The 24,567-nt window shown below is 74.0% G+C and carries 19 protein-coding genes; 8 read left to right on the top strand and 11 right to left on the bottom strand.

What is annotated here, in order from left to right:
* Positions 1-17: 17 nt before the first annotated feature.
* Positions 18-551, bottom strand: a complete 534-nt coding sequence (locus A6A06_RS20175; RefSeq protein WP_073762678.1) for a 2,4'-dihydroxyacetophenone dioxygenase family protein — start codon at positions 549-551, stop codon at positions 18-20.
* A 278-nt stretch (positions 552-829) separates the two neighbouring features.
* Here A6A06_RS20175 and A6A06_RS20170 point away from each other — a divergent pair, with 278 nt between their 5' ends.
* On the top strand, positions 830-1,243 hold the full coding sequence (locus A6A06_RS20170) for a hypothetical protein (RefSeq protein ID WP_073762677.1): 414 nt from the start codon (positions 830-832) through the stop codon (positions 1,241-1,243).
* A gap of 158 nt (positions 1,244-1,401) precedes the next feature.
* Here A6A06_RS20170 and A6A06_RS20165 read toward each other — a convergent pair whose 3' ends face one another.
* Positions 1,402-2,076 carry a hypothetical protein gene (locus tag A6A06_RS20165; RefSeq protein WP_073762676.1) on the bottom strand — a complete coding sequence of 225 codons (675 nt, stop codon included), beginning with the start codon at positions 2,074-2,076 and terminating at the stop codon, positions 1,402-1,404.
* A gap of 332 nt (positions 2,077-2,408) precedes the next feature.
* Here A6A06_RS20165 and A6A06_RS20160 point away from each other — a divergent pair, with 332 nt between their 5' ends.
* Complete coding sequence (locus A6A06_RS20160) at positions 2,409-2,795, top strand: VOC family protein (protein WP_073762675.1); 387 nt, start codon at positions 2,409-2,411, stop codon at positions 2,793-2,795.
* A 243-nt stretch (positions 2,796-3,038) separates the two neighbouring features.
* Here A6A06_RS20160 and A6A06_RS20155 read toward each other — a convergent pair whose 3' ends face one another.
* Entirely contained in the window at positions 3,039-3,212 is a 174-nt protein-coding gene (locus tag A6A06_RS20155; protein WP_073762674.1) for a CsbD family protein, read from the bottom strand.
* Between the two features lie 169 nt (positions 3,213-3,381).
* Between A6A06_RS20155 and A6A06_RS20150 the strand changes: the two genes are divergently transcribed.
* A complete protein-coding gene (locus A6A06_RS20150) occupies positions 3,382-4,449 on the top strand; it encodes a type I phosphomannose isomerase catalytic subunit (RefSeq protein ID WP_073762673.1) in 1,068 nt (355 codons plus the stop codon).
* Between the two features lie 23 nt (positions 4,450-4,472).
* On the opposite strand, the gene A6A06_RS20145 is transcribed toward A6A06_RS20150, so the two are convergent.
* The 6 genes from A6A06_RS20145 to A6A06_RS20120 form a co-directional block, all read right to left on the bottom strand.
* Positions 4,473-5,045, bottom strand: coding sequence for a hypothetical protein (locus tag A6A06_RS20145; protein ID WP_199931011.1), 573 nt, complete (start codon positions 5,043-5,045; stop codon positions 4,473-4,475).
* 95 nt (positions 5,046-5,140) lie between these two features.
* Positions 5,141-5,515, bottom strand: coding sequence for a DUF2752 domain-containing protein (locus tag A6A06_RS20140; RefSeq protein WP_242440840.1), 375 nt, complete (start codon positions 5,513-5,515; stop codon positions 5,141-5,143).
* Between the two features lie 2 nt (positions 5,516-5,517).
* The gene (locus A6A06_RS20135; RefSeq protein WP_079194161.1) at positions 5,518-5,913 is read right to left on the bottom strand and encodes a CD225/dispanin family protein; all 396 of its coding nucleotides are present in this window, start codon (positions 5,911-5,913) and stop codon (positions 5,518-5,520) included.
* A 100-nt stretch (positions 5,914-6,013) separates the two neighbouring features.
* Positions 6,014-6,478 (bottom strand): hypothetical protein, encoded by a 465-nt coding sequence (locus A6A06_RS20130; RefSeq protein WP_073762671.1) that lies wholly within the window; start codon positions 6,476-6,478, stop codon positions 6,014-6,016.
* The gene (locus A6A06_RS20125; RefSeq protein WP_073762670.1) at positions 6,475-8,952 is read right to left on the bottom strand and encodes a CHAT domain-containing WD40 repeat protein; all 2,478 of its coding nucleotides are present in this window, start codon (positions 8,950-8,952) and stop codon (positions 6,475-6,477) included. Before A6A06_RS20125 ends, A6A06_RS20130 begins: the two co-directional genes overlap by 4 nt.
* Before the next feature lie 24 nt (positions 8,953-8,976).
* Positions 8,977-9,738, bottom strand: a complete 762-nt coding sequence (locus A6A06_RS20120) for a hypothetical protein (RefSeq protein ID WP_073762669.1) — start codon at positions 9,736-9,738, stop codon at positions 8,977-8,979.
* Between the two features lie 194 nt (positions 9,739-9,932).
* On the opposite strand from A6A06_RS20120, the gene A6A06_RS20115 reads away from it, so the two are divergent.
* From A6A06_RS20115 to A6A06_RS20095, 5 genes are all read left to right on the top strand, one after another.
* Positions 9,933-12,731, top strand: a complete 2,799-nt coding sequence (locus A6A06_RS20115) for a helix-turn-helix transcriptional regulator (protein WP_073762668.1) — start codon at positions 9,933-9,935, stop codon at positions 12,729-12,731.
* Between the two features lie 277 nt (positions 12,732-13,008).
* Positions 13,009-14,226 (top strand): serine hydrolase domain-containing protein, encoded by a 1,218-nt coding sequence (locus A6A06_RS20110; protein WP_242440839.1) that lies wholly within the window; start codon positions 13,009-13,011, stop codon positions 14,224-14,226.
* Positions 14,227-14,297: 71 nt separating this feature from the next.
* Positions 14,298-15,005: a TetR/AcrR family transcriptional regulator gene (locus A6A06_RS20105; protein WP_073762667.1), complete on the top strand. Its 708-nt coding sequence runs from the start codon at positions 14,298-14,300 to the stop codon at positions 15,003-15,005.
* Positions 15,006-15,218: 213 nt separating this feature from the next.
* Entirely contained in the window at positions 15,219-16,148 is a 930-nt protein-coding gene (locus A6A06_RS20100) for an ANTAR domain-containing protein (protein ID WP_073762666.1), read from the top strand.
* Positions 16,149-16,192: 44 nt separating this feature from the next.
* Positions 16,193-17,740 carry a peptide ligase PGM1-related protein gene (locus A6A06_RS20095; RefSeq protein WP_242440838.1) on the top strand — a complete coding sequence of 516 codons (1,548 nt, stop codon included), beginning with the start codon at positions 16,193-16,195 and terminating at the stop codon, positions 17,738-17,740.
* Positions 17,741-17,817: 77 nt separating this feature from the next.
* Here A6A06_RS20095 and A6A06_RS20090 read toward each other — a convergent pair whose 3' ends face one another.
* Together A6A06_RS20090 and A6A06_RS20085 are read right to left on the bottom strand one after the other, a co-directional pair.
* Positions 17,818-18,816 carry a 3-oxoacyl-ACP synthase gene (locus A6A06_RS20090; RefSeq protein ID WP_073762664.1) on the bottom strand — a complete coding sequence of 333 codons (999 nt, stop codon included), beginning with the start codon at positions 18,814-18,816 and terminating at the stop codon, positions 17,818-17,820.
* Positions 18,813-24,554 (bottom strand): condensation domain-containing protein, encoded by a 5,742-nt coding sequence (locus A6A06_RS20085; RefSeq protein ID WP_073762663.1) that lies wholly within the window; start codon positions 24,552-24,554, stop codon positions 18,813-18,815. The genes A6A06_RS20090 and A6A06_RS20085 overlap by 4 nt, the downstream gene beginning before the upstream one ends.
* Between the last annotated feature and the right edge of the window lie 13 nt (positions 24,555-24,567).

Raw genomic sequence — 24,567 nt, 5'->3', positions numbered from 1 at the left:
GGGCCGGCCGCGCCCGCTCAGCGGAACAGCCCGTCCACGTAGGCGGCGCCGATGCCGACCCGCTCGTAGTGGGCGCGGCACATCGCGATGTAGTCGTGGACGTCGAAGTAGCCGGTGGGCTCGCCGTGCTCGTCCAGCCAGATGAGCGGTCCCTTCACGATGAACAGCGTCTTCATCGGCTCGTCGCTCTCGTACGCGACCAGGGTGTGGCCCTCGCCCGGTGCCTCGTACACGAAGTCACCGGCGGTCGCGGTCCAGGGCCGCTCCAGGTAGCCCCACTTGCCCGAAATGGTGTAGGCGAACACCTCGTGCGGGTGGTAGTGCCGGTTGACCAGGCCCGCTTCGTCGGCGCGCAGGATGTCGGACCAGGAGTTGTCCTTGACGTTGATCCACAGGGGGCGCGAGCCCACGGTCTCGGTGAAGGGGGCGTAGTAGCGGTCGTCGTCGGTGGCCGCGCCCGGGATGTGGACCTCGGGCAGGGCGTCCGGTTTGAAGGAGTTCTCGATGGGCCGGAGGTTCTTCCAGAACTCGTCGGCCGCCTGTTCCGGCATGGTGTGCTCCGCTTTCCGTCCGGTCGTGTGGGGACGGCCGGAAGTCAACCCGGCGACGGCCGCCCTGTCTTTCCCGGGGCGGACACCTCCTTTGCCTGTTGCCGCCGTCATCGCTGTCGTCACCGCTGTCGGACCCGCCGCCGGACCCGCCCGGCCCCGGTGAGGCTGAAGGGCGGACCCGGGCACAGCGAACGGGTGGTTGTGGGCCTCGGGGCGCCGCGCGCGGGCAGACGGTTACGGAGAGGGCACGGAAGGCTTCCGACGAGGATGGGTTTGGCATGAGCGAATACGAGCGTTCCCGCACGATGCCCGCACTCCCCGAGCACGTGTTCGATCAGGCGAGCATCGTGGGGCAACTCGGCAGCTGGCTGCCGCAGGGGCTGCACGTGGAGGCGGAGGAACTGCCGGCCGTGACCGTGCACGAGGACCGCACGGGCGAGGACGAGGCCGGGCTCTTCCGCGCCCGGCGGGACCAGATGCGGCTGGAGTGGGGCACCAGGGACGACGGCAGCTACGCCGGCTGGCTCCAGGTCTCCGGCATCGACAGCGGCGTCAGCGAGGTGACGGTCCACCTGTCCTTCTTCGACGAGCAGCACGACCCGGGCGCCGACACGGTCAACGACGAGCTGGACCGCAGCCTGGAACGCCTGGACGAGCTGGTACGGCTGCGCGTCGACGGCGGCAGCGGCTGACGCGCGCGGGCGCACGTGCAGAGCACCGCGTCCACGGCCGGACGCGGTGCTCGGACGCGGCGCGGAACACGGTGCTTGGACGCGGCGCGGAACACGGTGCCGTACGGTCAACCGCTCTCAGCGGTTTCGGCTACGCGCCCCCCGTGTGCGGCCGCCCCTCAGCGCTTCAGCTGGAAGGTCCGCCCCTGGTGCGCGCCGGTGGAGCACGACGCCTTCTCGGAGGCCGTCATCTTCCGGGTCTTGACCACCACCGCGCTGCTGACACCGTCCGTACCGTTGGCGGCGGGGCCGGTGACGGTGTCCGGGACGAACCAGTAGTAGTGCCCCCACTTGGGGCTGTCGTAGTGGGTCTGCCAGGTGCCCGAGACGGTCTGCATCACCTGGGCGCGCGAGATCCAGCCCACCTCGCCGGGCTGGACCGTCATGTTCAGCGAGCTGTTCTCGGTGTGCGAGCTCGACCAGGTGTGGTTGTACGTCGCGGTGACGCTCAGGTCGATGATGCCCGCGATCTTCCCGCCCGCGGTGACGGACACCCCCGCCGAATCGGTGGAGCCCACCGTGTCCGACCAGCCCATCGACTGGGTGGCGGCCGACGTGGTGCAGTTGTAGAGCGAGTTGGACACCTGCCGGAAGCCGCCCAGGTACGCCGTGCCGAGCACCGGCTCGTTGAAGGTGCACTTGCCCTCGCCGGAGGCGCAGTCGGCTATGAGCTGCTTGCGGTCCGGCCCGTCGGCCGCCGCGGCGGGCGCGGTCATCGCCGCGGCCAGGCCCGCGGCGGTCGCCGCGAGCACCAGCGCGCGCCCTCCGTACCGCAGGGTGCGGTTCTTCGCCATGTTCTCGTTTCCTGTCTCTCGCCTTGCCTCGCGAACGCGGCAGGCCGCCGACCCGTCAACCGGTCCACGACCGCCGCCTGTTGCCTCAGAGGCTGGTGTAAACAGAGTTCCTATAACACCAAGTGACGGTAAAGTTATAGTTGATACCAGAACGTCCTTATTGGTCTGGATCAATGGTGTCACCGGGCCGTACCGGTCGGGACTTCAGGCGCAGGCCCACCGACCGATCACACGGCCGGGCGCGGGCGCTATCGTCCACCCCGACCCGCCGACCGACGGCGGGCCGCACCGGTACAGGCCCCTGCACACATCACGGGAGACGGACGAACCGCATGCGCGTCATCGCCTTCGATCACCTGGTCCTCAACGTCGCGGACGCCGAACGCGCCCTCGCCTTCTACTGCGGCCCACTCGGCCTCGAACCGGTACGCGTCGAGGAGTGGCGCGCGGGCAAGGCCCCGTTCCCCTCCGTCCGGGTGAGCCCGACGACGATCATCGACCTGCTCGAAGGGCAACGCGGCGAGTCCAACGTCGACCACCTCTGCCTGGTCGTCGAGCCGCTGGACTGGCAGCAGGTCATCGACTCCGGCGTCTTCACGGTCGTCGACGGCCCCGGCCGACGGTACGGCGCGCGGGGCGACGCACAGTCCGTATACGTCCTGGACCCGGACGGCAACACAGTCGAACTGCGGTGGTACGCGCAGGATGCGGAGGCGTAGTCCGAGCGTGCGCACGGCTGTGGTGGGGGCGGGGGCGGTCGTCCGCGCCCGTTGAGTTCCGCGTGCGGCATGCAAATGGGCCGGGCGACGGCCCGGCGGGGATTCCGCCGGGCCGTCGCCCGGGGCTCTGGTTGCGCGCGCTGATGCGCGCATATTCTCAGAGGGTTGCGCAGAGGGTTGTACTGAGGGCACTAAGGGTCACAACGGGCCTGCGCCGGAAGGGGCAGGGATATTCCGAGGACGTCACCGCTTGAAAGCGTCCTTGGCCTTTTCGCCGGCCTCGCGCAAATCGCCCTTGGCGCGTTCCGCGCGGCCTTCGGCTGTCATCTGTTCGTTGCCGACGGCACGGCCGACGGTTTCCTTCACGGCGCCCTTGGCGCGCTCGGCCTTCGTGGAAGCCTTCTTATCGGCAGTCATGGTCGCGCTCCTTTTCGGTCGAGCCGTTTCCTTGACAGTGCATCGCGTGCCCGTGCACCCGGCTCGTAAACCGGCGGATTTCACGGCGGCCGGATCACCGCTGCGGAGAGGCGCGCCAGTGGTCGGCGTAATGAATCCGGGCGGCGGGAAACAGGGGTGTACTCGGACGATGAACTGGTACCCGATACGGCTGACCACTCCGGTCAAGCGGCACGTCTTCGGCGGCCGGGCCCTCTCCGGGCGGCTCGGCCGGACCGGGCTGCCCGACGGGCCGGTGGCGGAGACGTGGGAGGTCAGTGATGTCGAGGGGGAACACTCCCACGTGCTGAACGGGGCGCTGGCCGGGCACACCCTGCGGGAGCTCGCGCTGAGCCACCCCGACGAGCTGGTCGGGCGCGGCTGGCGCGGCCCCCGGTTCCCGCTGCTGGCCAAGTTCATCGACGCGCACCGGCCCCTTCCGGTGCATCTGCACCCGGACGACGCGGCGGCCCACGAGCGGGCGGGCGAGCCGAACGGCAAGACGGAGGCCTGGCACATCCTCTACGCGCCGCCCGGCACCACGGCGCTCGTCGGCGTACGGCCCGGCGTGGACCGCGCCCGGCTGCGGCAGGCGCTGCTCGGCCAGGACTTCGACGCCGTTCTGCGGCGCCTGCCCGTATGCGCGGGGCAGACCCTGTACGTACCGGGCGGCACACCGCACAGCTTCGGTCCCGACACCCTCGTCTACGCGCTTGAGCAGACCTCCGGCCTGCAACAGCACGCGATGCGGCACCGCATGGAGGACGGCGCCCCGATCGGCGACGAGCAGTGGCGGGCCAACGTCGAGGCCCTGCTGCGCGAGTGGCGGCCGGAGCACCGCCCGGACTTCCACCCCGGGCTGCGGCTGCCGGCCGAGGGCGGGGTGGAGCGGTGGATGCTGTGTGCCGGGCCGTACTTCGCGCTGGAGAACTGGCGGGTACGGGCGCCGGGGGCCGCGGTGCCTGCGTTCGACACATGCGTGGTCCTCAGCAACATCGGTGCCGCGGCGGAGGTGACGTGCGGGGCGGTCCGGGAGACCCTCGGCCCGGCCGAGACGCTTCTGCTGCCCGCCGCCACGGTTTCCGGTGTCCGCGTCCACGGCCCCGCGGACGTGCTCCTCGGCTACCTCCCCGACCTGGAACACGACGTCCGCGCACCGCTCCTGGCCGCGGGCCACGCTCCCGGGGCGATTGCCGCGCTGGGTGCGGGCCTGGGGTAGGCGGAGCGGAACACGGTCCGGCGTCAGCCGAGCAGGAGCACCGCCGCGGTCGCCGCGCCGAGGCCCGCGCCGGCCGCGGTCTGGGCGACGGAGTGGTAGGACAGCGCGACCCGGGTCCAGCAGACCGCGATCACCAGGGCGTACGCGGCGAGCCACCACGGTGAGTGGACGGTGGCGAGCAGGGCGACGACGGCGGAGGCCACCGCGGCGTCCACGGAGATCTTCCAGACCGTGTTGACCAGGAGGAGGACCACGGTCATGGCCCACAGGGCGAGCATGGCGAGGAGGATGTCGCGCGGGGCGCCTGCCGCGAGCATGACGGCGGAACCGGCGCCCACGGAACCGAGGATGACGGCGAAGATCGGGGCGCGCTGTCCGCGGTCCACGACGTGCCGGTCGCCCCAGGTGCCGCGTCTGCGTTCCCACTCGATGTAGCCGGCGGGCACGATCCCGGCGCACAGTGCGGCGAAGAGCCCCCAGGCGGCGCCGGACCAGTCCCCCGCCGCCGCGGTGCCGATCCCGATGAGTCCGGCGAGCAGGACGTTGCGGGGCTGGAGGACGTCGGTGACCGCACGGGCGGTGTCGGTGATGCTCAAGCGGTGGCCTCGGGGTCGCGCGGTCGGGACGGGTATGCGTACGGCTGTTCGGGTTCAGGGTGATCCTAACCGGGAGCGCCGGGGCGGGGAGCCGGTCAGAAGAGGTTGCGCAGCACGCCCCAGAGCAGCAGTACGGCCAGGGCGGCCGCCCCCGCCCGTACGGAGGTCAGCACGGGCGGCCGGCCCCGGACCGCGCGCAGCCAGGAGAGCAGGACCGGCGGCAGGGCCGCGACGAAGAGCGCGTTGTGGGCCAGGGCGGCGGCCACGTCGCCCCGGGTGAGGTCGTGCAGCGCCCGCAGGGTGCCGCAGCCGGGGCAGGACAGGCCGGTCAGGGTACGGAACGGGCAGCTGGGGTAGTGCCCCGGCGCTTCGGGGTCGTGGAGGGCCACCAGCACGGTCAGGGCGGTGAACAGGAGGGCGCCGGACCAGGCTTCGAGCGTCCGGCGCCGGGTGGGGTGCGGCGCGGGCACGGTCAGTAGCCGCCTCCCGCGGCGCTGGTGAGGAGGACGATGAGCCCGACGAAGACGCCGACCCCGAGGCTGATGAACGTCCACAGCTTCGCCTTCTTCGACGCCTCCTCCGCGCCCGCCCAGTCCCCCGCGCTGATCTTGGCGTTGGTCTGGGTGGCGAAGACGATGGCCGCGATGCCGGTGGGCAGGAAGCAGAAGAGCGTCACCAGGATGGCCGGGATCAGGTAGTTCTGCGGCGGCTTGGCGTACTGCTGGTAGCCGGGGGCGTACTGGGGCGGGTACTGCGGCTGGTACTGCGGCGGTGGTGGTGGTCCGGTGGGCGGTGGCTGCTGGGACTGTCCTGTCCAGGGGGTGTTGCCGCCCCAGTCCTCGCCGGGCGGGCCTTGCGGGTAGGCCATGACGGCCTCCTTCTCCAGTCGGGCTTCTCCAGTCGGGACGCCGGCCCGTGGGGGCTGCCGGTCGTGTCGGTCGTACGGTGGGGCCGTACGGTGGGCCGGGTCAGCCGGCGGGGCCGCCGGTTTCGGCCCGTTCCTCGAAGCGGATCCAGGTCTGCCGGTCGTCCTGCCAGGCCCACCGGCCCGGGGCGGTGCCGGGGTCGAGCGCCAGGGCCTGCCGGTAGGCCGCGTCCGGGAGGCCGTGGGTGAAGACGAACTGGGCGCGGGTGCGTACGCATTCGAAGACCACCCCGTCGGGGGCGTCCGCCGCGGGCTTGCGTCCGATCAGGCCGCGGACGAAGGTCAGCAGCCCGGAGTACGCGTCGGCGCCGATCCGTTCGAACACCGCCCGCAGGAAGGGCTGGAGCGTGTGCCCGGCCAGCAGCACGAGCGCGTACGTCTCCGGGCCGCGGCGCATCGGCGCGCGCCGGTAGGTGGCCTGGATGCCGGCCTCGCTCAGCAGGGCGTCGGTGGTGTGCACCGCGTCGAGCGGGTACGCGGCGGGCCAGAAGATCTCGATCTCGGTCATGGGGCCCCTTCGGTGTCCGGCCCCGTGGGGGCGGTGATGCGGGGGTGGAGCCGGACGAGGCCGTCGTCGGTCGCGGTCAGCACCGTGCCGTCCCGGCCGGTGAAGGCGACGCCCACCGGACGCCCGGCCTGTTCGACGCGGTCCCTCGGGGTGCCGTCGCGGTCCCAGCGGACCAGGACGCCGTCGTCGCTCGCGGCGGCGAGCAGCGTGCCGTCCGCCGCGAACGCCAGCTGCCGTACGGCGCCGCCCTGGTGGACGCGGTGCAGCAGCCGCCCGGTCCAGGACCACGCGCGGATGCGGCCGTCGGGGCTGCCGGTGGCGAGCCGGTCGGCGCACACGGCGATGGCGCAGACCGGCTGCGGGTGCGGCCACTGTGCGGTGGTCCGTCCGTGGACGTCGAGGCGGCGTACGGCGCCGTCGCCGGTGCCCACGAGCAGGTGCCGGTCACCGGGCGCGAAGGCCAGGCAGGGCACCAGCGGCGCCGGGCCGGCCGGCAGGCTGCGTACGGTACGGCCGTCGGCGTCGTGCACCTCGATCCGGTCGCCGCCCGCCGTGGCCAGCCAGCGGCCGTCGCCGCTGAAGGCGAGCGCGGTGGTCTGCCCGGCGCGTCCCGGCAGGGTCCGTACCGGGACTTCCGTCTCGATGTCCCAGACGACGGTGCTGCCGCTCTCGTGGAGGGTGGCGACGTTGCGCGGCCAGGGACTCCACGCGAGGCGCAGGACCGGTCCGTACTGGCGCAGGGCGCACTCCGCCAGCAGTTCCGGCGGGTCCAGGCGGAAGACCCGCAGCGAGCCGTCGGCGCAGGCGGCGGCGAGCAGGCCGCGTGGGCCCAGGGCGACTTGGGAGCACGGGCCGAGCCCGGGGAGCAGCCCGGGGGCCCGGGACCGGTCGTCGGGGCGCGGGGTGAAGACCGGGGGTGTCCGTGCGGGTGTCCCTTCGGGGGCGGCGGATGCGGGCGGTGTGGTGGGCGGCGGCGGGTAGGTGTGGGCGCCCCGCGTGGTGGGCGCGGGGCCGTGCGGCGGGGTGGCCGGTTCGGCGCGGATGTAGCGCGCGAACTTCTCCCGGACGCCGGCCATCCAGGGCTGTTCCCGGGCCGGCTGGTACGGCGGGTACGTCGGCGGGGGCTGCATGGCCGGTCCGGGCGCCGGGCCGGGGCCGGGGGGCCGCTGGGGCACGGTCCGCTCGGACGCCACGTCGCCCACGTACCCGTACCCCTGCGCTTCCTGCGCCTGCTGCGGCTCCTGCGGTCCGGCGGACGGCGGTACGACCGGGGGCGCCTGCCCGGCCGTACCGCCCTCCCCCGTCATCTCCCCCGCCGTCTCCGCCCCGGTGCCCGCCCGCGTCTCCCCGGTGTCCCGCGTCTCCCCGTCCGCCTCCGGTACGACGAACAGCTGGGTCTCCTCGTCGGAGCGCAGGAACAGCACCGGCGTGGCCCACTCCAGGCTGCCGGGCAGCGTCATCTTCACGCTCTCGCGCGCCAGCGTCATCGCCCGGTCGACCGGCAGCCCGCGGGCCATTCCCGTGTAGAAGGACGACGCGAAGGCGAGCGCGGCCGGGTCGGTGATCTCGTACTGCATCGCCACCACCGCGGGCACCCCCTCCCGCATGATCTTCGCGGCGGTGCTGCTGAAGACGCCCTCGGCGCCGCTGGTCGCCGACTCGCAGGCGTTCAGGACGACCAGCCGCAGCTGCGGGCTGTCGTGCATCAGACGGCCCAGGTCCGTACCGGAGACGTGCATCGCGGTGCCGTCCTCGGCGGACAGCTCCAGGTACCCGGACCCGGTCTCCGGGTCGAAGCCGCCGTGGCCGACGAAGTGGAGGACGTGCGGGGCCCTGGTGCGGACCGCTTCGGCCAGTTCGCGCCAGCTGTCGCCGCGCAGCCAGTCGACGGCGACGTCGGTGCTCAGCCGCTGCAACGCCTGGGTGATCTCGTCGCGTTCGCGCTCGCCCTGGAGCGCGGGCAGGTCGGTGGGCCGGGAGATCACCCCCAGGACGCGCAGCGGCGGCGTCATGCGCACCGGCGCCGGTGCGCCCAGGAGCTGCGGTGAGCGGACGACCGGCACCCGCAGGCCGAGGTAGCTGTCCCGCGCGTACGGGTCGATCGCGAACTCCCAGGGGATGCCGGAGACCTGCGGGCCGTCCAGGCCCAGCACGACGCGCAGCGGTTCGCCCTGCTGCCGGGCGTGTTCGCGGCAGCGGTCGAAGAGCAGGCGGATGTCACCGGTCAGCACGGTGTCGGAGAGCCGTTCGCCGAAGTCGCGGACGCTCTTCTCCACCAGGGAGGCGCGGCGGGTGATGACCGGGCTGGCCGACCGGATCAGGGCCATCCTGATGTCGGAGAGCATCAGCGGCAGCGCGTCGGGCTCGTACGGCGGGCGCACCTTGGCGCTGGCCCGGCCGAGCGGTGACGTACACATGATCACCCACTCGTCCCGGACCTCGAACACGTCCAGGCGGAACGGCAGTCCCCCCATCCTGCCCACCTCCCCCGCGCGCCCTCACGCGTCTCTCGTCAGCGCCTCCAGCACGCGCCGGGTCTTGGTCTCCTGTTCGAGGTCCGGCTCCAGGTCCAGCTTCCGGAGCAGGGCCAGCAGCGACGCCCGTACGACCTCGGAGCCCTCCGGCTCCACCCGCTCGGAGACCTCCAGCCAGTCCAGCGGCGGGCCGGTGCGCGGGGCCAGCGACCAGCGCTCCACGGTCAGCTCGTGGTGCCGGCGGCGGACGTCGCGCCAGCGCTGGGCGCGCACCGGCCCGTACACGGTCAGCTGCCGGAAGTCGACGGCGAGGTCCGCGCAGTCGGCCAGGAAGCGTTCCTGCGCGCCGGAGAAGGCGGTGTGCAGCGGCCGCTCCCCGGCGGTCACCGCGTCGATGTCGCGGCGGTCGCGGGTACGGGTCAGCGCGGCCGAGAGCACCTGGCGCTCGCCCGCCCAGTCGCTCTCCAGGCGGAGTTCGTCGTCGCCGCGCCGGCGGAAGTCCAGCCACGGGCCGGGGATACGGGTGCGGCGGCAGGGCCGGAGTTTGGCCGTGGTGTCGCCCGTCCTGCCCTGGCGCGACCGCAGGCGCAGGATCACTCCCGCCTCCAGCAGCGGGAGTTCGCCCGGACGGCGGTGGCGGGGGCCTTCGCAGAAGAAGACCTGGCACCAGACGCCCCCGTCGTCCGGTGCCAGAGCCTTGGCGGCCACCTCCGCCCGCGCGCCGGAGAACGTGACCTTGAGCTCGACCGAATCCAGTCGAGGACCGGGTCCTGCGGAGCCTGTCATGACGCGCCCCCCGTGTTCTCCGTGTCCGCGCGTGATGCCACTCAACTCCTCTCGCGCGGGCGCCGCTTCGGGGATGTCCCCACATGTGCCCGCAGAATGTGCGAGGCCCTTCAGGGGTGCTTCCTCGGGGAGCATGATGGTCCCGGCTCCGGAGACGGGCCGCACACGGCACATGCGAGCGCCCGGGGGGCGACATGGACAGCAGGCAACGGACTTCTTCCGGCTGGTCCCGGCTCTCCCGCCCCGCAGGACCGGGCCTGGTGGGACGCGGTCGCGAACGCCGGCTGATCGACGATCTGCTGTCCGCGGGGGCGGACGGGGGCGCGGCGCTGCTGCTGTGGGGCGAGCCCGGGGTGGGCAAGACGGCGCTGCTGGAGTACGCCGCGGAGCAGGCCGGGGAGGCAGCGCTGTGGGCGCGGGGCATCGAGTCGGAGACGGTTTTGCCGTTCGCGGCCCTCGCCGACCTGTTACTCCCGTTTGGTTCAGAATTCAGGGAACTCCCCGGGGTGCAGCGTGCGGCGCTGGAGTCGTGCCTGGCCCTGTCGGGGGAGCCGCTGGCCAATCCGTACGCGGCCTGCATGGGCGCGCTGAACGTGCTGGCCGCGCTCGGTGAGAAGCAGCCGGTGGCCGTGCTCGTCGACGATCTCCAGTGGGTCGACCCGTCCTCGCAGCGGGTGCTGCTGTTCGTCGCGCGGCGGGTGGCGGGCGAGCGGGTGGCGCTCGCGTTCACCTCGCGCGAGGAGCACGGCGAGCCGGGCGCGCCGTACGGTCTGCCGTCCGTCGAGGTCACCGGGCTGTCGCGGAGCGAGTGCGGACAACTGTTGCGGCGGGCCGGGATCGTGGCGGCCCCGGCGGTGGTGGCGGACCTGGTGAAGATCAGTGGCGGCAATCCGCTGGCCCTGCTGGAGGCCGCCCACTCCCTCACCCCGGAACAGGCGCGCGGCGAGGAGCCGATGCACGACCCGCCGTCGCTGGGGCGGCACCTGGAGCACGCCTGGTCGGCCCGGATCAGCGCGCTCCCGGAGGCCACCCGGCAGGCCCTCACGGTGCTCGCCGCACACCGCTCGACGGCGCTGTCCGGTCTGTGCGAGGCGCTGGGGGTGCTGGGACTGTCCCTGGAGGCCCTGAGCCCGGCCGAGGAGGACGGGCTGGTGACGTCGACCGGTGCCGGACTGGACTTCCGCCATCCCGTCCTGCGCCCGCTGGTGCTCGGCCGGGCGCCGCTGGCGCACCGGCTCGCCGCGTTCGGCGCCCTCGCGGAGGTCACCCGCGGGCCGCTGCACGCGTGGTACCGGGCGGCGGCGGCCACCGGACCCGACGCACCGGCGGCCGCCGCTCTGGCGGAGGCGGCGGAAGAGGCCCGCAGGCGCAGCGCGTTCGAGGAGTCCGCGCTGACCTGGCGGCGCGCCGCGGAGCTCACCGAGGACCGGGCGGCGCGCGCGGACCTGCTGCACCGCGCCGCGTCCGACGCTTTCCTGGGCGGTTCGGCGTCCAGTTCGCAGTGGTGCGAGGAAGCGTTGCGTACGACGACGGACCCTGCCGTACGGGCCGACATCGAGCTGCTGTTGGGGCGTATCCACACCTGGAACGGGGAGCCCGCGCGCGCCTACGAGCTTCTCGTCGAGGCCGCGCGGAACATCCGCCGCACCGATTCCGTACGGGCGTGTGTCCTGCTCGCCGAGGCGGTGGTACCCGCCAGCATGGACGGCCGGGTGTCCTCCGCGGTGTGCATCGCCGAGGACTCGTTCCGGCTGGCCTCGGAGTCGGGGCCGGACCGCTGGCTGAGCATGGCGCTGCTCGGGTCGGCGCTGACGCTCTCCGGGCAGACCGGCCGGGGCGCGGCGATGCTGGGCGCCGCCGACGGCCACTGCACCGGCGATCCCGTACGCAACCAGCAGTTGTACGCGCTGGCCGGGCAGGCGTGGAACTGGGTCGAGGACCGGGACCGCAGCCGACGGCTGCTCAACTCCGCCGTGGAGTCGGCCCGCCGGCACAGCGCGCCCGGTGTGCTGCCGTTCACCCTGGCGGTCCGCAGCGACCTGGAGGCCCGCGTCGGCCACTGGACGGCCGGGTACGGCGACGCCACCGAGGCGCTGCACTGGTCCGAGGAGCTGGGGCAGATCTCCTGCGTCGGCTACAGCCTGGCCTGCCTGGCGCGGCTGGACGCGCTGCGCGGTGACCGTGTGCGGTGCGAGGAGCAGGTGAGCCGGGCCCGGCGGGAGGTCGGCGGGTACGGCATCGGCTGCCTGGAGATGCACCTGACGGCCGCGCTGGGCCTGGCGGCGCTCGCCCACGGTGACCACTGCGCCGCCGCCGACCAGTTGGAGCAGAGCTTCGCACTGGTCACCGCGCAGGGGGTGGGCAATCCGCTGGTGGTGCCGTGCGCCGCCGACCTCACCGAGGCGCAGCTGCGGACGGGCAACACCGCGCGTGCCGCGGAGGTCGCGGAGTGGCTGGAGGAGCGGGCGCGGGCCACCGGGCTGGCGTCCGCGGAGGCCGCCGCGGCCCGCTGCCGGGGCCTGCTGGCCACGTCGCACGAGACGGCGCGGACCGCGTTCGCCGCGGCGCTCGCGGCGCACCAGCGCGTCCGGGAGCCGTTCGAGCAGGCCCGTACGCTGCTGTGCGAGGCGGAACTGCTGCGCCGCTACCGCCACCCCGCCGCCGCCCGCGCCCCGCTCACCTCGGCGCTGGCGCGCTTCGAGAGCCTGGGCGCCGTGCCCTGGGCGCGGCGCGCCGCCGGCGAACTGGCCGCCACCGGGGCCCCGCCGACCGCGCCGACCGCGCCGGACGGCGTGTGGGACCAGCTGACGCCGCAGGAGTTCCAGGTGGCCCGCGCGGTGGCCCGCGGCCTGAACAACACCGAGGCGGCGGTCGCCCTCTTCGTCTCCCGCAAGACGGTCGAGGCCCATCTCACCCGCGTCTACCGCAAGCTGGGGGTGCGCTCCCGGACCGAGCTCACGCGGCTGATGGCTTCCGGGGAGCTGGTCGACTGATGTGGGGATGGTCGGCTGGCGTGGGGATGGTCGGCTGACACCGGGCCGCTCGGTCGGCGTCGGTGGCTTGGGGCCGCCCGGTCGGCGTCGGGCCGGTCGGTCGGCATCCGTGGCGGCGGTTTCCGTGGCGACGGCATCCGTGACGACGGCATCCGTGACGGCGGTTCCCGTCACCCGCCGTCCCGGTCCGGAGTTCCCGGGCCGCTGCGCCCTTGCCCTTCGTAACCACAGGTGTCACCATCGGTTCACAATTCGGGTCGGTGTGACGGAGGTCGGAGTGTTCCCTGGGACGAAACGGGCGGGCGGCGCGCTGGCGGCCGGGGCGGTGGCCGCGGGGCTGGGAGCCGGGGCGGGCTGGCTGTGGCGGCACCAGGCCGAGATCGCGTCCTCGCGGCCGTTCAACGAGTGGGCGTTCACCCACCTGTCCGCGCTGCTGCCCGTCGACCCCGTGTCGCGGGCGGCGGCTCCCTCGCCGCTGCGGCGCGGGCCGAAGCCCCAGGGGTTCACGTACGAGCACGCGGGCGAGCGGCGCACGCTGGCGGACCTGCATGCGCGTACCCACACCACGGGCTTCGCCGTGCTGCACCGCGGGGCGCTGGTGCACGAGGAGTACCCGGGGCGGTTCTCCTCGCCACGGGCCCGCTTCCAGCTGTTCTCGCTGACCAAGTCGGTCACCTCGATACTCGTCGGCATCGCCCGGGAGGAAGGCGCGCTCCCCTCACTGGACGAGAACGTGGCCGGATACCTCCCGCGCCTGGCAGGCAGTGCCTATGACGGGCCCACCGTCGGGCACCTGCTACAGATGAGCAGCGGCGTGGGCTTCACGGAGGACTACGCCGACCCCGGCTCGTCGTTCGCGCGCTTCGAACGGGCGGTGACGGGCGGCGGGTCGCTGTGGGAGGTGGCACGCTCCCTGTCGCGCGTGGCGGAACCGGGCAGCAGGTTCAACTACTCCACGATGGACTCCCAGATCCTGGGCTGGGTGCTGGAGGCCGCCACGGGAATGCCGCTGGCCCGGTACGCGGAGGACCGGCTGTGGAGCCGGATCGGCGCGGAGCGGGACGCGTACTACTTCCTCACCCGCGGGCGTCCGCGCACCGCGCTGGGCGGCGGCTCGTTCAACGCGGCGGTGCGCGACCTGGCACGCCTGGGGCTGCTGATGGCACGGGGCGGCGAGCTGGACGGGCGGCGGATCGTGCCCGCGGCGTGGGTCGAGCGCAGCCGCGGGGCGGGCCCGGCGTACCTGAAGACCGGCGGGCTCGGGGCGGATTACCCGGAGCACTACGGATACGCCAACCAGTGGTGGACTTTGGGCGGCGAACGCCGGTCCTTCACCGGTCTCGGCATCCACGGCCAGTACCTGTGGGTCGATCCGGAGGCCGACGTGGTGGTGGTCAAGACCAGCGCCTGGAACACGGCGGACGACACCGGCCGGGACGCCGAAACGGTGGCCGCGCTCACCGCTCTCGTCTCCCACCTGGAGGCGGGCGGCTGAGCCCCGGAGACGGGCGGCTGAGCCCCCGGCAGGCGGACGGCCGGGGCAGCACCGGTCGATAGGATGCCGCCATGACCGCACACCGGACCGGAACCGCGCCGCAGGCCAAGGCCCGGCGCGGCCGTCCGCCGTCCACCGCCCTCAGCCAGGACCTGATCCTGGACACCGCGCTCTCCATCGTCGACCGCGAAGGTCCCGACGCGCTGACCCTGCGCCGCCTCGGCGCCGATCTGGGGACCAACCACACGGCGGTACTGCGGCACTTCGCGGGCAAGGACGAGATCCTCCTCGGGCTCGCCGAGCGCCTGATCCGGGAGGCGATGGACGGCTTCGCCCCGTCCGCGAACTGGCGCCCGACGCTGGAGACGCTGGCCCGCCGGGTACGGGCGGCCTGCCTGGCCCACCCCCGGGTCGCCGTGCTCACCGCCACCCGCGTCTCGCGGCGCGAGGCGGAGTTCCACGGCGCCGACGTGGTCGTCGGCGCCCTGCGGAGGGCCGGCTTCGAGGACCGCGACGCGGCCCGCTACTACCGGGCCCTGGTGGACACGGCCCTGGCGCTGGCCTCGCACGAGGCCGCGGTCGTCGCGCTCGGCGGCGCGTCCGGAGAGGGTGACCGTACGGCCTGGCGGCGGGAGTACCTCGCCGCCTCCCCGGCCCGGTACCCGGATCTGGCCGCGGTGGCCCCGCACCTGGCCGCGGCCGACGAGGACGACCAGTTCGAGACGACGCTCGGCCTGCTCCTGGACGCCGTCGAACTCCGGGCGCACGCCGGACACTGAGGACCGCGCCGCACCGGTCCCGGTCGGGGCCGCCCCGGCACGCGGCCCCGGCACACGATCTCGCCGAGTGACCCCTACCACAGGCAGCCCGGAATGTCCGCGCCCCGCCGGCCGCCGCAGGCCGATGGGTTAGGTTCGCTAGCGTCGAGGTGCCATCCGGGCAACCGGCCGCTCGCGGCGCCCTGGCAACCCGTCTCACCAGGGAGAACAGCCATGCCAGAGCCAGTGGACCCGTTGTCGGCGGCGCACGCCCCCGATACGGCCGCCGTACCGCGGGACGCCGACGGCGCCCGGGACGACGGGCGGGCGGAGATCGACGGGCTCCGCCGGGAGATCCGGGACCTGCGGGGCAAGCTGCTCGCGCATCCGCTGGTCTCCCAGGCCCAGGGCGTGCTCCAGGAGCGTTACCGGCTGCCGGACGGGCAGGCCGCGTTCGAGCTGTTGAAGCGCTGTTCACAGCAGCACAACCTGAAACTGCGGTCCCTCGCGTCCGCCGTGGTCTCCGTCCCCCGGCCCGACGACGAGCGGGGCCTGTGGTTTCCCGGCCGGACCGGGCGGACGCCTCCCCCGCTGCGCTTCCTGCCCGGCCACCGCCCGGACACGGTGCACCGCGGAACGGTCCTCAAGCAGGTGCTGCACCAGGCGCTGGCGTACACCGACGCCGAGATGGGCGACCTGCAGTCCGTGGAACCGTCGGCGGGCCTGCGGATGGAGCACCACCACGGGCTCAGCCAGGAGTTCCGGGACTTCTTCGCGCTGGTCGACGCCGAGAACACCTCCTGCTCCCAGGCCGCCCGGCGCCAGGTCCGCGTCACCTCCGACATCGCCACCGACCCGGTGTTCACCGAACCGGCCCGGGAGATGATCCTCTCCATAGGCAGCCGCACCGCGCACAGCACACCGATGGTCGCCGCGTCGGGCCGTACCGTCGGGGTGTTCTCCCTGCATCTGCCGCGCGCGGGACAGCAGCTGACGCGCCCGCAGGCCACCGCCCTGGACGGCATGGCCGGTCAGGCCGGCCGGTGGCTGGAGTGGCACCGGCACACGGTCTTGATGGACGCCCTGGAGGACCTTCACCGGCGCGGCAAGGCCCTGCGGGCCGACCCGCCGGAGCGCTCGCCCCGGCCACCGCGTCGGTCCTGAAAGACTGTTGGTGAGCGCGTGAACACGGCCGGAGGGCTGCCATCGTGACACTGGACAAGGCGGGCGAAGAAGCCGGGGCTGGAGAGGCGGCCCGGTTCCGGAAGCTCCAGACGCGGCTGCTCGGTCCGTTCGGGCCCGACGGGGTGGGCGGGGGCGCGGGCCCGCCCGGGGTCGTGGTGATCGTGCCCAGCTTCACGCTCGACCAGGCCGGGATGGACAAGGTTCCCGGGATCGTCCACTACGAGGAGCGCCTGCTCGCCTTCCTGCACCTGCTCGGCGACCCGCGCCGCCGTCTCGTCTACGTCACCAGCCTGCCCCTGCCGGGACCGCTGGTCGACTACGCCCTGGGGCTGGTCCGTTCGCTGCCCCCGGACGCGCGGCGCAGACTCGCCTTCGTCGACTGCGGGGACGGCCGCCCCGCCCCGCTCACCCAGAAGATCCTGCGGCGGCCGGACCTGGTGGAACGGATCAAGCATCTCGTGCAGGACCCGCAGGACGCCTGCCTCCTCGCCTTCAACGGCTCACCCCACGAGCGGACGCTCGCCGTACGGCTCGGCGTACCGCTCTACGCGTGCGACCCGGGCCTGTCCGCGCTGGGGACCAAGAGCGGCGCGCGTGCCCTGTTCAAGGCCGCCGGGGTGCCCGTACCGCGGGGCGTCGAAGGCGTACGGGACCGCGACGACCTGGTCACCGCGCTCGCCGGACTGCGGGCGGCGCACCCCGACGTGGACCGCGCCATGATCAAACTGAATGACGGATTCGGGGCCGGCGGGAACGCGATGTTCAGCCTGCGGGGCGCGCCCCGGGACGGCGGCGCCGAGAGCTGGATCCGCCGCGGTCTTCCGGAGCGCATCGAGTTCGCGACCCCTCCGGACACCTGGGAGAACTACACGGGCAAACTGGCCGCCATGGGGGGCGTCGTCGAGGAGTACCTCGACGGTACCGAGGTCGTCTCCCCCTCCGCGCAGGTGCACGCCACCCCCGCGGGTGACGTGCACGTCATCTCCACCCAGGACCAGCTCTTCGATGCCGCCCTGCGCCAGACCTACGTCGGCTGCTCCTCCCCCGCCCGCCCGGACCACCGGCCGGAGCTGCGGGAGCTCGCCCACCGGGCGGGCCGTGCCCTGGCCGCCGAGGGGGTGGTCGGTATCGCCAGCGTCGACTTCGTCTCGGTGCGCGGGGAGGGCGGCTTCCGGCACCACGCCGTGGAGATCAACCTGCGGATGGGCGGCGGAACGGCTCCCCTGATGTTCCTCCGCGGCGCGACCGGGGGCAGTTACGTGCCCGGGACCGGGGAGTTCCTGACCCCGGAGGGGGAACCGTGCTGCTACGTCGCCTCCGACCGCCTCCACAAGGACACCTACCGCTCGCTCACTCCGGAGCGGGTCCTCGACGCCGCCTCCCGCGAGGGTCTCCTCTACCGTCATGAGGACCGTCGCGGGGTCATTCTGCACATGCTGGGGGCGCTGCCCGCCTTCGGGAAGGTCGGCGCCGTCGCCGTCGACCGTACGGCGGAGGCGGCCCACGAACAGTTCCGCCGGTTCGTCGCCCTGCTGGACTCGCTGGGGGCGCGGAACACTTCCCCTCTCTGACCCGTGCCCCCTCTCTGCCCCGTACCCGCTCTCCGACCCGTACCCGCCTCCTGTCTCTACGCCGTGGCCCCGCCCGGTCAGAGGCAGACGGCACCGCCCTGCCCCCCGCCGTGCTCGACCAGCATCGCGCTCCACGCCGCCGCCGGGCTCATGTTGAGGACGACGGCCAGTCCGCCTTCGGGCAGCTGTCCGCGGTCCACGGCGGTGGCGAGGTTGAACAGGGCGTCGTTGGGGCCGAGGTGGCCGTTGTCCCGCAGGTTGTCGGCGCACGCGTCGGAGAGCTTCACGTCCAGCGATTCGGAGACGATGCGCAGCGCGGCGGAGGACAGGTTCTGCCCGATGTAGCAGGACACCGCGTCGCGGTCGACGCCGTTGCGTTCCAGCAGCCGCCCGGTCAGCGCCGCGATCCGCTTCCTGGACTCCACGGCGAGCCGGAAGGCGTAGGTGGGGATGTCGGTGCATTCCTCGCGCCACCGGTCCGGTGCCCGGCCCCGGTAGTCGACGTGGAACAGGTTCCAGAACTCGCCGCTGGTCTCCAAGAGGATGTCGCGGACGCGCAGCGGCCCGTCCCGGGACACCAGGACCGCCTGGCCGCTGTCGCCGTTGACGGTCACCGGGTGCCGGTAGCGGCGGGCGGTGACCGGTTTGCTGCCGTGCACGACGAGGACGCGGGCGGCGGACGGGTCGGTGGCCAGCCGTCCGGCGGCGGCGAGCAGGGCGGGCACCACCGAGGCGCAGCCCAGGCCGCCCACCGAGAACGCCCACGCCCGGTCCGCGCCGAGCAGCGCCTGGAGCCGGGTCGCCTCGGAGGTGGAGAACGCCTCCGGAGCGCGCGGCTCGATCATGATCAGGCCGTCCAGCTCGTCCGGGCCGAGCCCCGCCGTGGCGAGCGCCTGCCGGCCGGCCCGGACCGCCAGGTCCACCGCGGACAGGCCGTCACCGACGGCCACCCGCTCGATGCCGAGGGCCAGACAGGCCGCCCGTTCCCGCTCGCCGAGCGCGGCCAGTTCCGGCAGTGCCGCCAGGTCGGTCCGGCCCGGCAGGTGGGTGGCCGTGGTGCTCAGGGCGATGTTCATTCCCCGATCCCCGCTTCCAGTTGTTCGATCTGCCGCTGGCTCAGTGCGACCAGCGGGAAGTCCGACGGCACGTGCCCGCCCGCGCCGGGCCGGTCCGCGTACACCGCCAGGCCGGTCAGCAGGGCCGCCCAGCCCTGGCACAGCTCGCGGGCCGCGTCCTCGTCGATGAGGTTGCGCGAGGACGCCACGGCCAGGTGCAGTTCGGGGCCTTCCGGTCCGTCGACGACCGTTCCGGACGCCTCCAGGGCGTGGCCGGGCAGCGTGCTCTCCGCCACTTCGCCGCCGAGGTGGAGCATCCGCCAGCCTCCGGCCGCGCCGTCCGGGCCGGTCGCGCCGCCGACGAGTGCGCCGAGGTAGTTGAACCCGATCGACGGGGCGGGCAGCCCGGCCAGCGCGCTGCCGGTGCCGGTGCCGGGGGCGAGGTAGCGCAGGGCTCCGTAGCCCAGTCCATTGCCGGGGATCACGCCGAGCTGTTCCTTGATCCGTTTGACGAGGTGTCCCGCGGCGGGCCCGCCGTCCCGCACCTCGGCCAGGTCGACCGCGCCGGGGTCCAGCCGTACGGGATAGGCGCAGGTGAACCAGCCCACCGTGCGGGACAGGTCCATGTCGTCGGTGAGCGGCTCCCGGCCGTGGCCCTCCACGTCGATCAGCACCGGCCCCGCGCCCGCGCCCCGCGCCGCCCGCCATTCGGCCACCGCCGCGGCCAGGGTGGCCAGCAGGAGGTCGCCGGTCCCGGAGTAGAAGGCCGCCGGTACGGCTGTGAGCAGCCCGGCGGTCACCGGGGTCGGCAGCGGTACGGACACGCGCCCGGCGTGTGCGGGGCCGTCGCGGTCCGGGTCGAGGGGCCGTCCGCCGAGCAGCGGTTCGCCGGGGGCGAGGATGCGCTGCCACACCGGGAGTTCGGCCTGCCACGCCGGGGTGGCGGCGAACTCCGCCAGGGTCCGTGCCCACCGGCCGAAGGAGGTCGGCACCGGCGGGAGTGCCGCAGGCCGCCCCGCGGCGAGCGCGTCGTACGCCGTTTCCAGGTCGTGCAGCAGGGCTTTCCAGGACAGTACGTCGGTCGCGAGGTGGTGGGCGGCGAACAGCAGCCGGCCGTCCTCGGCCGTCCCCCGGTCGAGCAGGACGAGCTGGGACATGACGCCTTCCCTGGGAGCGAGCCGTCCGTACGCCGCCCGGCTCTCCCGCTGTACGAGGCCGGCCAGTTCCCGCGGCCCCAGTCCGGTGGCGTCGACCCGGCGCACCTCGGTGCCCGTGCCGTCCACGCCGGGTTCCCGTACCGTCAGCGACCAGGTGGCCGGGTCGGTGCCCTCGTCGCCCGCCAGCCGGGTCCGGAGCATGTCGTGGCGGGCCAGCACCTCGCGGTAGGCGGCCGTCAGCGTGGCGGGGTCCGTGCCGGCGGGGACGGCCAGGGTCACCGACTGGGTGAACCGGTCCGGCATGCCCGCCCGTTCGGCGAATTCCCGCATCACCGGGGTCAGCGGGATGCCGTGGTCCGCGCCGTCGTCCACCGCCGGGCGGTGGGGAGCGGTCCCGGCCACCGCCGCGATCGACGCGGCCGTGCGCCGCTCGAAGACGTCGCGCTGCGCGATCATCACTCCGGCGCGGCGGGCGCGGGCCACCAGCTGGATCGACATCACCGAGTCCCCGCCGATGGCGAAGAAGTCGTCGTCGGGACCGACCGTGTCCGTCCCCACCAGGTCGCCGAACAGCTTGAGCAGGACGGCCTGCGCGTCCCGGGATGCTGCGGGGGCGGAGTCCGGTGCCGTACGGGCATCCCGCGCGGCCGGTGCCGTACGGGTCTGCGCGACCGGTGTCGTGCGGGCCTCCGCGACCCGTTCCGTACGGACCTCCGCAGCCGCCTCCCTCGCGGGCCGTACCGGCTGCCGCTGCCCTCCGAGGTCGCCGATCGGCCTGCCCGGTTCCGCCATGGCGGCCGCGACCAGGCCGGGGAACCATGCGACGAGGCGGTCGGCGGTGGCCCGGTCGAAGAGGGCCGTCGCGTAGTCGAGTTCGCCGATCATCGGCCCGGCTCCGGCGTCCACGATCCCGAAGGACAGGTCGAACTTGGCGGTGCCGGGCACCACGCCGCCGACGTCGGTGTCGGCGTACCGGGTGATCTCCACGCCGGCCATGCCGCCCTCGTACTGCGGCACGTTCTGGTAGGTGTACGTCACGTCGTACAGCGGGTGCCGGGCCAGGTCGCGCCGGGCGCCGCCCGCCGTGACGATGTGGCCGACCGGGATCTCCTCGTGGTCCAGGACGCCCGCGACGGTGCCCGCGCACCGCCGGACCAGTTCGTCGAAGGTCAGGTCCGCCGTGGTGTCGGTGCGGAACGGCGGGAGGTTGTTGAAGTAGCCGAGGACGTCCTGGACGTCGGGGTGGACCCGGCCGGAGGTGGCCACACCGATGACGATGTCGCGGTGCCCCGACCACAGGTGGACCAGCGCGTCGAGCACGGCGAGCATGGTGACGAAGGTCGTGACCCCGTGGTGGCGGCTGTACTCCCGCACCTGCCCGGCGGTCGCGGCGTCGACGAGGAAGGGCAGCACCTCGCCGTCGTAGGACTGGACGTCCGGCCGCGGCCGGTCCAGCGGCAGTTCCGGACGGCTGAGGCCGTCCAGCTCCGCCCGCCAGAACTCCAGGCTGCGCTGCCACCGCCGGCCCGTCGGCAGGGCGCGGTGCCAGGCGGCGTAGTCCTGGTACTGGACGGGCAGTTCGGGCAGCCGGGCCGGGGTGCCGGTGCTCCGTGCCCGGTAGAACTCGGCGAGGTCGCGGGAGAACAGCGCGGTGGACCCGCCGTCGAAGACGGTGTGGTGGAAGGTCAGGACGAGGACGTGGTCCTCCGCCGCCCGCTTGATCAGCAGCACCCGCAGCAGGGTGTTCCGGGTGAGGTCGAAGGGCTGCGCGACCGCGTCCCCGATGAGGGTACGGACCCGGGGCCCGCGCTGCTCCTCCGGTATCCGGCTGACGTCCAGCACGGCCAGCAGCGGTTCGGGGGCGGTGAACGCCACGTACGGAGCGCTGTTCCCGTCGGTCAGGAAGGCGCTGCGCAGCACCTCGTGGCGCCCTGCCATGTCGGTCAGGGCGTCCTGGAGGGCGGCCGTGTCCAGCGGGCCGGTCAGGTGCATCGGTGCGGGGACGTTGTAGAGCGGGCTGCCGGGGTTGATCTGGTCGAGGTACCACAGGGGTTCCTGGCCGAAGGAGAGCGGCAGCGGGCCGTCCCGCCCGATGCGCGGGATCGGGCGGCCGTCCTGGTCTTCGGGCTCTCCGGCTTCCCCGGCCGCGCCCGTCTCCCCGGCGTTCCGGGCCTTCGCGGCCTCCTCGGTGAGGGCGTGCAGCCGCCCCGCGAGGGCGCGGACCGTGGGGTGGGCGTAGAGGTCGGCGAAGGTGACCGGCACGCCGAAGTCCTGCTGGAGGCGGCGGAGCAGCCCGACGCCCACGAGGGAGGTGCCGCCGAGCATGAAGTAGTCCGAGTCGGGTCCGGCGTCGGGCCGGTCGAGGAGGTCCGCCCACACCTCGGCGACGCGCCGTTCGGCCTCCGCGAGGCCGGGCGGTGCCGCGGTGGCCGTCCCGGTCGGCGCGGACGGGCCGCGCCCGGTGGCGGGCCGCCCGGCGCGGGGGCGGTCCGGCCGGAACCGGGTCGGCTCGAAGGGGTACGTCGGTGCCTCGATGCGCCGCACGGCGGTGTCGCGGTAGTAGCGCTCCCAGTCGAGGGCGGCGCCGAGCGCGTACAGGCGGCCGAGGCGTGCCAGGACGCCGCTGCGGGTCCCGTCCCCGGCGAGGTCCACCGCGGGCAGTTCCGGGGCCAGTCCGGCGATCTCGCGTGTGAGGACGCCGTCGGGGGCGAGTTCCACGAGCAGGGCGCCGTCGCGGACGAGCCCGGCCACCACCGGCTCCAGCCGCTTCCGGTCGGGCGCCGCCGCCAGGGGCTGCCCGGCCGCCTCGGCGACGGCTTCGGCGAGCGTGAGCTTTCCCCGTACGGCGCGCACGGCCAGGTTGCCCGCTCCGGAGCCGATCAGGCTGACGTCCGCCAGTCCGAGCGATTCGGCCACCCGGTAGAGCGCGTACTGCCGTACGACGGTCCGGCCGGCCGCGTCCGGGGCCGCGGCGTCGAGTTCCCCGCATTCGGCGGGTACGGGGAACTGCGCGCGCAGCCGCGCCCACACGGCGTCGTCCAGGAGCGCGTCTCCGGAGAACAGCAGGACCGGCCGCGGCGCGTCGGCGGCGGGCGTTCCGGGGACGGCCGCCGCCCGCAGCCGCGCGGCGAGTTCGCCGGTCGTCCCGGCGGTCACGGCCAGCCGGTACGGATGGTCGTCGCGGCCCCGGTTCAGGGCGTGCGCGACGGCCCGCAGCGGCTGGCCGGTGCGTTCGGCGAACGCGGCCAGCCGTGTGCGGTAGCGGTCCAGGGCACCGGCGGACCGGGCGGACACGGTGACCAGTTCGGCGCCCGGCACGGCGGTCCCCGGGGCCGGGACGGCGGGTGCCTGTTCCAGTACGGCGTGCACGTTGGTGCCGGTCATGCCCCAGCTGCTCAGCCCGGCGCGGCGCGGGGAGCGCGCGTCCGGCCGCCAGGGCCGCGGCGCGTCGTTCACGTACACCGGTCCGCTGAAGTCGATCAGCGGGTTGGGGGCGGTGAAGTTGACGGCCGGGTAGTGGGTTGCGTACCGCAGTGCCGCCATGACCTTGAACAGCCCGGCGATGCCCGCCGCGTTGCCGAGGTGTCCGATGTTGGCCTTGACGGAGCTGATCGCGCACTGGCGGCCGGCCACGCCCGCGTCGGCGAACGCCCGGCGCAGCGCGTCCACCTCGACCACGTCGCCGAGCGGGGTGCCCGAGCCGTGGCACTCGACGTAGCCGATCGTGTGCGCCTCGACTCCCCCGTCCCGCCACGCCCCGGCCAGCACGTCCGCCTGGGCGGCCTGGCTGGGCGCGGCCATGGTGGCGGCGCGGTAGCCGTTGTGGTTGACGGCGACGCCTTTCAGTACGGCCAGGACGTTGTCGCCGTCGGCCACCGCCTCGGACAGCGGTTTCAGTACGACGATGCCGCCGCCCTCCCCGGCGGTCATGCCGTTGGCGTCGGCGTCGAAGGGGCGGCACCGTTCGTCGCTCGACTCCAGGCCCGGCAGCGGGGTCCAGTCGGCCCACCGGGCGGGCGCGGGCAGGAGGTTGACGCCGCCGACGATGGCCAGCGGCGCCTCGCCGTTGCGCAGTTGCCGGACGGCGAGGCTCAGTGCGGTCAGCCCGCTGCTGCAGGCGGTGTCCACCACCAGGGCGGGGCCTCGCAGGTCGAAGAGGTAGCTGAGGCGGGCGGCGAGCGCGGCCGTCGACGTGCCGAGCAGCCCCACCACGTCGCGGTCGGCCTCCTCCGTCCATTCGGGGCCGGTCTCCACGGCGGCGAGCAGCACGGAGGCGGCCGAGCCGCGCAGCGTGGCCGGGGCGTATCCGGCGGATTCGATGGCCTGGTGGGTGAGGTGCAGCAGCAGTCGCTGGTGCGGGTCCATCAGCTCGGCCTCGCGCCGTGGAATGCCGAAGAGTTCGTGGTCGAACAGGTCGACGCGGTCCAGGTATCCCATGGCGAGGTAGCGTTCGCCGGGGTCGTCCCCGGCCCGCAGCCGCCCGGTGCCCGGCCGGCCGACGCTGTCGCGGCCGGTGCGCAGGTTCTCGTGGAAGGTCTCCAGGTCCGCCGCGTCGGGAAAGATCCCGGCGGCCCCGATGATCGCGACGTCACCCGTCCTCATGTGTCTTCTCCGT

The organism is Streptomyces sp. CB02923, assembly GCF_001905005.1.
Lineage (GTDB): Bacteria > Actinomycetota > Actinomycetes > Streptomycetales > Streptomycetaceae > Streptomyces.
The sequence above is the reverse complement of the archived record's forward strand: the minus strand, read 5'-3'. Positions and strand labels throughout refer to the sequence as shown.

What these genes read in the sequence shown, in the direction of transcription:
- A6A06_RS20175 (WP_073762678.1), bottom strand. Translation starts at nt 551, where the DNA reads ATGCCGGAACAGGCGGCCGACGAGTTCTGGAAGAACCTCCGGCCCATC.
- A6A06_RS20170 (WP_073762677.1), top strand. Translation starts at nt 830, where the DNA reads ATGAGCGAATACGAGCGTTCCCGCACGATGCCCGCACTCCCCGAGCAC.
- A6A06_RS20165 (WP_073762676.1), bottom strand. Translation starts at nt 2,076, where the DNA reads ATGGCGAAGAACCGCACCCTGCGGTACGGAGGGCGCGCGCTGGTGCTC.
- A6A06_RS20160 (WP_073762675.1), top strand. Translation starts at nt 2,409, where the DNA reads ATGCGCGTCATCGCCTTCGATCACCTGGTCCTCAACGTCGCGGACGCC.
- A6A06_RS20155 (WP_073762674.1), bottom strand. Translation starts at nt 3,212, where the DNA reads ATGACTGCCGATAAGAAGGCTTCCACGAAGGCCGAGCGCGCCAAGGGC.
- A6A06_RS20150 (WP_073762673.1), top strand. Translation starts at nt 3,382, where the DNA reads ATGAACTGGTACCCGATACGGCTGACCACTCCGGTCAAGCGGCACGTC.
- A6A06_RS20135 (WP_079194161.1), bottom strand. Translation starts at nt 5,913, where the DNA reads ATGGCCTACCCGCAAGGCCCGCCCGGCGAGGACTGGGGCGGCAACACC.
- A6A06_RS20130 (WP_073762671.1), bottom strand. Translation starts at nt 6,478, where the DNA reads ATGACCGAGATCGAGATCTTCTGGCCCGCCGCGTACCCGCTCGACGCG.
- A6A06_RS20125 (WP_073762670.1), bottom strand. Translation starts at nt 8,952, where the DNA reads ATGGGGGGACTGCCGTTCCGCCTGGACGTGTTCGAGGTCCGGGACGAG.
- A6A06_RS20120 (WP_073762669.1), bottom strand. Translation starts at nt 9,738, where the DNA reads ATGACAGGCTCCGCAGGACCCGGTCCTCGACTGGATTCGGTCGAGCTC.
- A6A06_RS20115 (WP_073762668.1), top strand. Translation starts at nt 9,933, where the DNA reads ATGGACAGCAGGCAACGGACTTCTTCCGGCTGGTCCCGGCTCTCCCGC.
- A6A06_RS20105 (WP_073762667.1), top strand. Translation starts at nt 14,298, where the DNA reads ATGACCGCACACCGGACCGGAACCGCGCCGCAGGCCAAGGCCCGGCGC.
- A6A06_RS20100 (WP_073762666.1), top strand. Translation starts at nt 15,219, where the DNA reads ATGCCAGAGCCAGTGGACCCGTTGTCGGCGGCGCACGCCCCCGATACG.
- A6A06_RS20090 (WP_073762664.1), bottom strand. Translation starts at nt 18,816, where the DNA reads ATGAACATCGCCCTGAGCACCACGGCCACCCACCTGCCGGGCCGGACC.
- A6A06_RS20085 (WP_073762663.1), bottom strand. Translation starts at nt 24,554, where the DNA reads ATGAGGACGGGTGACGTCGCGATCATCGGGGCCGCCGGGATCTTTCCC.